At 47.1% G+C, this 7,836-nt stretch carries 8 protein-coding genes; 4 read left to right on the top strand and 4 right to left on the bottom strand.

All coding sequences use genetic code 11. The features are described from left to right. Positions 1 to 524 precede the first annotated feature (524 nt). The gene (locus tag RSA72_RS13145; RefSeq protein WP_332633309.1) at positions 525 to 1,130 is read right to left on the bottom strand and encodes a LysE family translocator; all 606 of its coding nucleotides are present in this window, start codon (positions 1,128 to 1,130) and stop codon (positions 525 to 527) included. A 114-nt stretch (positions 1,131 to 1,244) separates the two neighbouring features. Between RSA72_RS13145 and RSA72_RS13140 the strand changes: the two genes are divergently transcribed. Both RSA72_RS13140 and RSA72_RS13135 read left to right on the top strand, forming a co-directional pair. Then, entirely contained in the window at positions 1,245 to 1,739 is a 495-nt protein-coding gene (locus tag RSA72_RS13140) for an Lrp/AsnC family transcriptional regulator (RefSeq protein ID WP_332623978.1), read from the top strand. A gap of 28 nt (positions 1,740 to 1,767) precedes the next feature. Continuing rightward, complete coding sequence (locus tag RSA72_RS13135; RefSeq protein WP_332623976.1) at positions 1,768 to 2,382, top strand: GNAT family N-acetyltransferase; 615 nt, start codon at positions 1,768 to 1,770, stop codon at positions 2,380 to 2,382. On the opposite strand, the gene RSA72_RS13130 is transcribed toward RSA72_RS13135, so the two are convergent. Continuing rightward, the gene (locus tag RSA72_RS13130; protein WP_332623974.1) at positions 2,288 to 2,659 is read right to left on the bottom strand and encodes a hypothetical protein; all 372 of its coding nucleotides are present in this window, start codon (positions 2,657 to 2,659) and stop codon (positions 2,288 to 2,290) included. The genes RSA72_RS13135 and RSA72_RS13130 overlap by 95 nt on opposite strands. 488 nt (positions 2,660 to 3,147) lie before the next feature. Between RSA72_RS13130 and RSA72_RS13125 the strand changes: the two genes are divergently transcribed. Continuing rightward, complete coding sequence (locus tag RSA72_RS13125; RefSeq protein WP_332623972.1) at positions 3,148 to 4,329, top strand: YbfB/YjiJ family MFS transporter; 1,182 nt, start codon at positions 3,148 to 3,150, stop codon at positions 4,327 to 4,329. Between the two features lie 678 nt (positions 4,330 to 5,007). On the opposite strand, the gene icd is transcribed toward RSA72_RS13125, so the two are convergent. Then, positions 5,008 to 6,264 carry an NADP-dependent isocitrate dehydrogenase gene (icd, locus tag RSA72_RS13120; protein WP_332623970.1) on the bottom strand — a complete coding sequence of 419 codons (1,257 nt, stop codon included), beginning with the start codon at positions 6,262 to 6,264 and terminating at the stop codon, positions 5,008 to 5,010. 198 nt (positions 6,265 to 6,462) lie between these two features. Between icd and RSA72_RS13115 the strand changes: the two genes are divergently transcribed. Further along, entirely contained in the window at positions 6,463 to 7,251 is a 789-nt protein-coding gene (locus RSA72_RS13115) for an rRNA large subunit pseudouridine synthase E (protein WP_332633308.1), read from the top strand. 37 nt (positions 7,252 to 7,288) lie between these two features. On the opposite strand, the gene RSA72_RS13110 is transcribed toward RSA72_RS13115, so the two are convergent. Then, the gene (locus RSA72_RS13110; protein WP_332633306.1) at positions 7,289 to 7,678 is read right to left on the bottom strand and encodes a surface-adhesin E family protein; all 390 of its coding nucleotides are present in this window, start codon (positions 7,676 to 7,678) and stop codon (positions 7,289 to 7,291) included. Between the last annotated feature and the right edge of the window lie 158 nt (positions 7,679 to 7,836).

Genomic DNA, 7,836 nt, shown 5'->3' with positions numbered 1-7,836 from the left:
GAGCCTTCATGTAATCCTCGGCTGTTTTAGCAAATGTAAATGTTGAGAAAAGTTGTACTAACTCTTCACTTTAAATTTTTTAGGTGCCCTATCTTGCAATGCTCACGGCATTTCGGTCAAGCCACAATTGCCGAAAGACCGGTAAAAATGCGTAAATTTCCTTGAACTTAACGTTCACACTTTTTCGGCCCAGCCGCTTCAGCTGTTTTCAGGAATAATTTAGTTAATTTTTAACCATTGATTTTTATTATTTTTTTTACTTGATTAAGTTCATCAGCAGATTTGATTTAATGCCTCCATCCGGCTTTCCATGCATCCTGCGCATGCAGGAATGCGCCGCCGGCATGGCATGCGCATCATGTCATTTAAGACAGATATCCTTCTATTTTCCGCGCGTTTTATTCCATCGCGCCGGCAATCCGCAGCTCAGCCCGCCGGATGCAGATTGCGCCGCCGCGGATCCGAGCGCAATAAATGAAAAGCCCGCAATGCTTTGCAGGCTTCCGTTCAGCGCAAATGCCCGCTCAGTTGGCCATCAGCCATGCCGCCGCCACAGCCAGCAGCCCGCCGGATGCGCCGTCAATCCACTTCTGCTTGCGCGCATCAATCTGGGTTTTCTGGCTGATTTTGGCAAATACCAGGCTGAGGCCGCAGTACACCGCAAAAATCAGGCCGATAAACACGCAAGACAGCAGCAGGCCCTGAGCCACGGTATTTCCGGACTTGTCAATAAACTGCGGCAGGATCGCAAAGTAAATCAGCATGCCTTTGGGGTTCAGCAGCGCGGTAAAAAAGCCTTTCTTAACTGGATTGGCGCTGCCTGCATTTTCAATCGACAGCTTTTTAGTGCTGAACACTGACTTTAATAAGTGCGCCGCCAGATACAGCAGATAGGCTATGCCCAGCCAGCGGATGGCTTCAAACAGCATTGGAAAAGACACAATAATGGCGGCAATGCCCAGCGCGACCAGTATGGAATGCACCATGTAGCCTAAACATATGCCCAGTGTCGCCATGATGCCTGCTTTTGCATTCCTGCCCATGACCTGTGACAGAATAAACAGCATGTCCGGCCCGGGGGTAAAGACCAGCGGGGCAACCGTTAACGCAAAAAGCAGCAGTACAGACATTTTCCTTTCCTTTTCAATGCTTCTGAAGGAGAAAAACAGTATCTGCGAATTGCGCTGAAATAGGATTTCATTTATTCTAAAAGTACCGCCATTTTTAGAATTAAATTCTAATTTATGAAAATATCTTCTAAGTATATTCTGGTAAAGCTTGACCGCATTGATAAAAATATCATCCGCGCCCTGCAGAACAGCGGCCGCATGCAGAACAATGATCTGGCCCGGGAAATTGGCCTGTCCCCATCTTCCTGCCTGCGCCGCGTCAAGCTGCTGGAAGAAGCCGGCGTGATTCAAAGCTATACTGCGGTGGTTGACCCGCAGAAAATCGGCTTTCAGCTGCTGCTGTTTTCGCGCATCTGGCTGGTCGGTCAGGATGCCGAAACCATTGACAGCTTTATTGAAGCCATGAAAGGGCTGCCGCAGGTGATGGAGTGCTACATTATTTTGGGCGAATGCGATGCCATGCTGAAGGTGGTGGTGCCGGATCTGGAAAGCTACCGCAAATTCCAGTCCGCGCATTTAACCAAAAAGAACGGCATCACCAGCGTTAAAACCGATGTGCCAAGCCAAATTATCAAGCAAAGCTATCAGCTGCCGCTGGAAGACCTGTAAAACCGGCCTTAAGGAAAATGGAACCGGCATGCCTTGCTGCATTGAAACACCCAGATTGAAGCTCCGCCCTTGGCGCACTGAAGATTTTGAGCCGTTTGCGCGGCTGAATGCCAGCGCGGAAGTCATGCGCTATTTTCCCCGCACTTTAACTCAGGCGGAAAGCCATGCATTAATGCAGAAGTTTCAAAGCTTGATTGAACTGAATGGCTGGGGGTTCTGGGCGATAGAATTAAAGCAGGCGCAGCGGTTTATCGGCTTTTGCGGCCTGCATTTTCAGCCGGATATGTTTGAGTTTTCGCCCTGCACGGAAATCGGCTGGCGGCTGGATGCAAAATACTGGCATCAGGGCTATGCCACGGAAGCCGCAGAAGCCTGCCTGCATTTTGCATTTGAACATCTGAAATTAAATGAGGTTGCAGCCTTTACCGCACAGCAGAACCAACCGTCAGAAAGGCTGATGCAGCGTTTAGGCATGCAGCATCAGGGCTATTTTGACCATCCTAAACTGGATCGGGACAGCCCTTTGCTTGCGCATGCGCTTTACCGCATTACGCCGGCTGATTTTCTAAAAAATCGCGGTGAATGTGGCTTAAATCAATCAATTCGTATTGAGCAAGCTCAAAATCCTGCCATACCTGAATAAAATCCTGCTTTAAGTCAACGGACGCAGACGGCGTTTGCGTTTGCTGCCACTGCAGGTCAGAAATCCACAGATAGGCCTGCTGCGTGTCTGGGTTCAGCGCCTGCACTTTGCCATTCGCATTCACGCCTTGCACATAGGCATTTTCAGGCAGGGACGGCTCAATTTTCGGCAGGCTGATTTCAACAAAGTGCTTTACCTGCCGAAGGCCATAGCCTGCAAAAATCTCTTTCTGCTTCGGGCTGAGCTGATCATATTTAACTTGAATATCCGAAATCATTTATTTTTGCCTAAGTTTTCAATCAAATTCTTTACACATTCAGCGGAACAAAAAATAACTTCATCCTTGTATATTATCCATGCGGCCGACTTTGCATTTATATCTCTATATTTATACGTGAAAAAGTGACTTATTTTTATTCTACATTAGTACAAAGCGCCGCTTTCAGCTGCGGCTCAGCCTCCATGAAGCGCGCAGTTTTGGACAATTTATGTGCTTTCGGCACTTTTGTCCAGACTTGCTGAAAATTGCCCAGAAAATATTCCGCCGCTATTTGGGCCAAAACCGCCGCAACTGCAAGCCCGCACGCACAACCTATAGCGCTTAATGGGCAAATTCTTAAGCTTAACAGTGCGCCCGGTTTTACCCCGCCAGCCTCTCATGCTGAAGTTCAAATCCCGCCTTTTTGAACTGCGCGTTTTTCATTCTATTCAGCGTGGTGCATTCATGCTATTTTTTGACCAAATGTAAAATATCATGAGTACAGGATGTCCTCTAGCCGCATTAAATTAAGCCTTTTCCTCTGCCTGTGCATGTGTCTGGGCATCGGCATTCTGCGCTTTTCCTACACTGCGCTCCTGCCGTCTACCCGCGAAGCGTTTGGCTGGACGGTGCAGTTCGCCAGCATTTTAGGCAGCGCAAACCTGCTGGGCTATTTGATTGGCGCCTTTTGGGCCATGCGCCTGCCGCAAACCCGGGTCATGGCCTCATATATTCAGGCAGCCGCATTTGCAGGCATGTTCAGCCTGCTGAGCTGCGCTTTTTCAGGCTTTCCAGATGCATGGTATCTGTTCTGGCGCATCATTTCCGGCATCAGCGGCGGGCTGATTATGATTCTTTCGCCGAGCATTGTGGCGCAGTGCAGCGAACTGAAAGACCGCTTTACAATCAACTTTATCGGCTTCAGCGGCATTGGCGCTGGCGTGCTGCTGGCGACGCTGTTCCTGCCGTATTTAGACCAGATTGCCATAAGCACCGCCTGGCTGATTCTGACCGGTTTCGCAGCCTGCATCAGCGCTATCCTCAGCCTGCTTTTGGCGGGCCTGAAGCCGCTCTTAGCTACAGAAAGCGCGCACGGCAGCCAGAAAGCGGAACTGGACCTGCTGTTTTTCAGCCTGGTGGCGGTTTACGGCTGCAGCGCTTTTGCCTATGTGCCGCATTCCCTGTTCTGGATTGACTATTTGACCCAAGTGCTTAAGCTGGATTTGTTCTGGATGAATTTCAACTGGATTCTGTATGGGCTAGGCAGCGCTTTAGGCGCATTCAGCTCCTATTTGCTGGCCAGAAAGCTGGGCAATTTTCAGGCCTTGAAAATTCTATACAGCATCTATGTCTTTGCCATTTTTATCGCAGTTTTCAGCATGAATCCGCTTTATACCTTTATATCTTCATTCCTGACCGGCTTATTGAACCCTGCCGTGGTCTTTTTAACCTCCTATACCATTTTGCAGCTGCATGGCGCAGCCTATAAAAAGCTCTGGAGCGTTGCAACGCTGATCTTTGCATCCATCCAGCTGATTGGCGGCTTGAGCTTCAGCGCCCTGCAGCATTTCGGAGTCAGTTACCAGCAGCAGTTCATGCTGGCAGCTTCAGTGCTGCTGCTGGGCACAGTGCAGCTGTTTTGGGCCACGCGTGCGCGTACAGCCGTCCATGAGCGCCAGCTGAAATAAATAGGCCCCGATCAATTTGAGGCCTATTTATTCAGGGAATTAACATTCAATCAGCGGTGCTGCTGGTTTTGCTGATCCGGGTTCTGCTGCTTCTAATTGTGCTTCTTTTGAGTCTGCTGCTGGTTTTGCTGCTGTTGGTTCTGTTGCTGCTGTTGACGAGACATTACATGCAACTCCTGTGTAACTTGATCAGCCATAGTGAATGGCAATACCCACTTTAGCCCAATTCACCGGCTTGCCAAGCGCAGACCTGTTTCAAGTTGCATCAATGTAAGCATGGCTCAAATAATCCAAAGAAATTCAAGCAGCCTGTTTTTAGCGCTTTACCTGAATAACGCATTCGCTTAATACGCCAACTTAAAAACACAATGCTGCACACTGAATGAGGCGTCTGGATGAAGGCTGCAGCATAAAAAATCCCGCGTTATCCGCAGTAATGCTGATCAGTTAAGCGCAATTTCATTGTGACTTATTGATAAATCTCCCCTAACCTCTCTTTGAAAAAGAGGGGGATGAACAGCATTGCTGTGCAAGGAATTCAATGCGGTATTGAATTCCAAAATACTCCCTCCTTTGAAAAAGGTGAGTAGCACTGCTGCGCAAGGGGAGGATTAAAAATGCTTAACTGGCTGGCATTACGTTATCCGCAGGTCTTTTTAACGCATTATCTGCAGGAAATCACTTATCCATATTTTCAATGACCGCTTGGCCGAATTCAGAGCAGCGCAGCAGCGTTGCGCCCGGCATTAAGCGTTCAAAATCATACGTCACCGTTTTGGCAGCAATTGCGCCGGAAATGCCTTGAATGATCAGGTCTGCGGCCTCGCCCCAGCCCATGTCGCGGAGCATCATTTCAGCGGAAAGAATAATGGAGCCCGGATTGACTTTGTCCTGGCCCGCATATTTAGGCGCAGTGCCGTGAGTCGCTTCATAAACTGCAATTGCGCCGCCAATGTTTGCGCCCGGAGCAATGCCGATGCCGCCAACCTCTGCAGCCAGCGCATCGGAAATGTAGTCGCCGTTCAAATTCAGCGTCGCAATCACTGAATAATCAGCCGGACGCATTAAAATCTGCTGTAGGAATGCATCAGCAATCACATCTTTAATAATGATGTCTTTGCCGTTTTTAGGATTTTTGATTTTAACCCACGGGCCGCCGTCCAGAAGCTCGCCGCCGAAACGCTCAACAGCAAGCTCATAGCCCCACTCTTTGAACGCGCCTTCGGTATATTTCATGATGTTACCTTTGTGCACTAAAGTCACGTTTGGCTTGTCATTGTCTATCGCAAACTGAATTGCTTTGCGGACTAAACGCTGCGTGCCTTCTTTAGACACCGGCTTGATGCCGATGCCGCAGTTTTCTTCGAAGCGGATCTTCGTCACACCCATTTCTTCTTTTAAAAATTTGATGACTTTTTTAGCTTCTGCAGAATCCGCTTTCCACTCAATCCCTGCATAAATATCTTCAGAGTTTTCACGGAAAATTACCATGTCAGTCAGTTCCGGATGCTGAACTGGCGAAGGAACGCCTTCAAACCAGCGCACTGGGCGCACGCAGACATAGAGGTCTAGTTCTTGGCGCAAAGCGACATTTAAAGAGCGGATGCCGCCGCCAACAGGGGTCGTCAATGGGCCTTTGATAGAAACAATGTATTCGCGCAAAGCCTCTAAAGTTTCTTCCGGCATGTATGTGCCGTAAATTTTGTCAGCTTTTTCGCCGCAGTACACTTCCATCCATTCGATCGAACGCTTGCCGCCGTATGCCTTCTGAACCGCAGCGTCAACCACGGCTTTCATCGCCGGGGTAATATCCACACCAATGCCGTCACCTTCAATAAAAGGAATAATTGGCTGGTTTGGAACATTCAGTGACAAATCTGCGTTTACGGTAATTTTACTGCCATCCGCAGGAACTGCGATCTTCTGATAACCCATTGTGCAGGTTCTCCCTTTTTATTATAGCGCGCGAACTAAAAAATAATTGCCAATAAGCAATACTTTCAACTGTTCTTAACGCATAATATCCTAATCTAGATTCAGTATTTTTGAGATTTATATGAGAAATAATAATATTTCTCGATTAAATAATGCTCAACGTTTCCAAATTTAATCATTAGTAAAGTAGTATTTTCTATGAAAATCGTCATTCTTAACAAACCTTATGACGTTCTCTCCCAATTTCGTCCTGATGAAAAGCACCAGACCATGGCAGATTTCATCGACGATCCGGCTTTGCGCCTTGCTGGCCGTTTGGATATGGATTCTGAAGGTTTGGTTTTTTTAACCGATCACGGCGGCCTGAACCAGTACATCACCAATCCTGAAAATAAAAAGTTCAAAACTTATTTAGTTCAGGTGGAAGGTGACGTGACTGAAGAAGCGCTTGAGCAATTGCGCAAAGGTGTTGAGCTTAAGGACGGCATGACGCTGCCGGCTAAAGCCGAAAAAGCTTCTGAACCTGAATGGCTGTGGGAGCGCACGCCGCCTGTCCGTTTCCGCGCATCCGTCCCAACCTCTTGGGTTGAAATTTCAATTTGCGAAGGCCGCAACCGTCAGGTGCGCCGCATGACTTCCGCTGTCGGCTTCCCGACCCTGCGCTTAATCCGCACGCGCATTGGCGCAATTGATCTTGTGCAAATGGGCCTGCAGCCGGGTGAAACTAAGGAAATTGAGCCGCTTCTTTACCCGGACTTTCAAAATGTTCCTGCGGAAGAGCCATACCGTTCGCGTTCATATGTGAAAAAGCCGGGCGGTACAGGCGGCAAGCCTATGGTGCGCAAGAACAAAGACGGTTCTGTAAAGAAATCCGGCACCAAGCGCATTTGGCAAATGGATGACAGTGAGAAGCCAAAACGCAGAACCAATGGCACTACTCGTCCAAATACCAAAGCGCCGCGCGGCCGCGGACGTAATGGCCGTTAGGATTTGATTGTTTTAAAGCCCACAAAAGTGGGCTTTTTTAACGACAATAATTATCATATACGAACTTCACAGGGCCTGAATTTACTATAGGCTTTGCAGTTATAGAGCTAGGCCGATCCTGTAAAATTTCAATTACCCTTCTTTGATCCGATGATTTTCTGACCACTGATAATATAGCCCAAGTTTTATTCTCACAGTTCATAATATTTGTTTGAACAGCAACTGAATTACGATACCTTTCAATTTCAAAGTTCTGATCAAAAAATATTAACTGATTGTATGTTACAGCTTTAGCATTGTTTTGAATCACAATACTCGCTGTATCAATATAATTTTTTTGCTTTGCTTTCCCTGATACTAAAACCAATTCTGCATGTGTATTTGTCATTATTACACTGAGTAAAAACGTAATTATTAATTTTTTCATTTAGCCCCCTAATATAAAAAACCAATATCAAAGATACTTCTGATAAATCCTTTTTTCAAAGAACATTTAAAAAGCGAATATAGCTAAGTTCTTAAATATCTACTACACTGGAAGACATGGGATATTCAAAAGATTTTAAAGACAAAGTCATAGAAATT

The organism is Acinetobacter sp. (assembly GCF_036659555.1).
In the GTDB taxonomy this organism is placed as follows: domain Bacteria; phylum Pseudomonadota; class Gammaproteobacteria; order Pseudomonadales; family Moraxellaceae; genus Acinetobacter.
This window is presented reverse-complemented; position numbering and strand designations above follow the sequence as displayed.

Excerpts from the sequence above, each read along its gene's own strand:
- RSA72_RS13145 (WP_332633309.1), bottom strand. The coding sequence starts at position 1,130 with ATGTCTGTACTGCTGCTTTTTGCGTTAACGGTTGCCCCGCTGGTCTTT.
- RSA72_RS13140 (WP_332623978.1), top strand. The coding sequence starts at position 1,245 with ATGAAAATATCTTCTAAGTATATTCTGGTAAAGCTTGACCGCATTGAT.
- RSA72_RS13135 (WP_332623976.1), top strand. The coding sequence starts at position 1,768 with ATGCCTTGCTGCATTGAAACACCCAGATTGAAGCTCCGCCCTTGGCGC.
- RSA72_RS13130 (WP_332623974.1), bottom strand. The coding sequence starts at position 2,659 with ATGATTTCGGATATTCAAGTTAAATATGATCAGCTCAGCCCGAAGCAG.
- RSA72_RS13125 (WP_332623972.1), top strand. The coding sequence starts at position 3,148 with ATGTCCTCTAGCCGCATTAAATTAAGCCTTTTCCTCTGCCTGTGCATG.
- icd (WP_332623970.1), bottom strand. The coding sequence starts at position 6,264 with ATGGGTTATCAGAAGATCGCAGTTCCTGCGGATGGCAGTAAAATTACC.
- RSA72_RS13115 (WP_332633308.1), top strand. The coding sequence starts at position 6,463 with ATGAAAATCGTCATTCTTAACAAACCTTATGACGTTCTCTCCCAATTT.
- RSA72_RS13110 (WP_332633306.1), bottom strand. The coding sequence starts at position 7,678 with ATGAAAAAATTAATAATTACGTTTTTACTCAGTGTAATAATGACAAAT.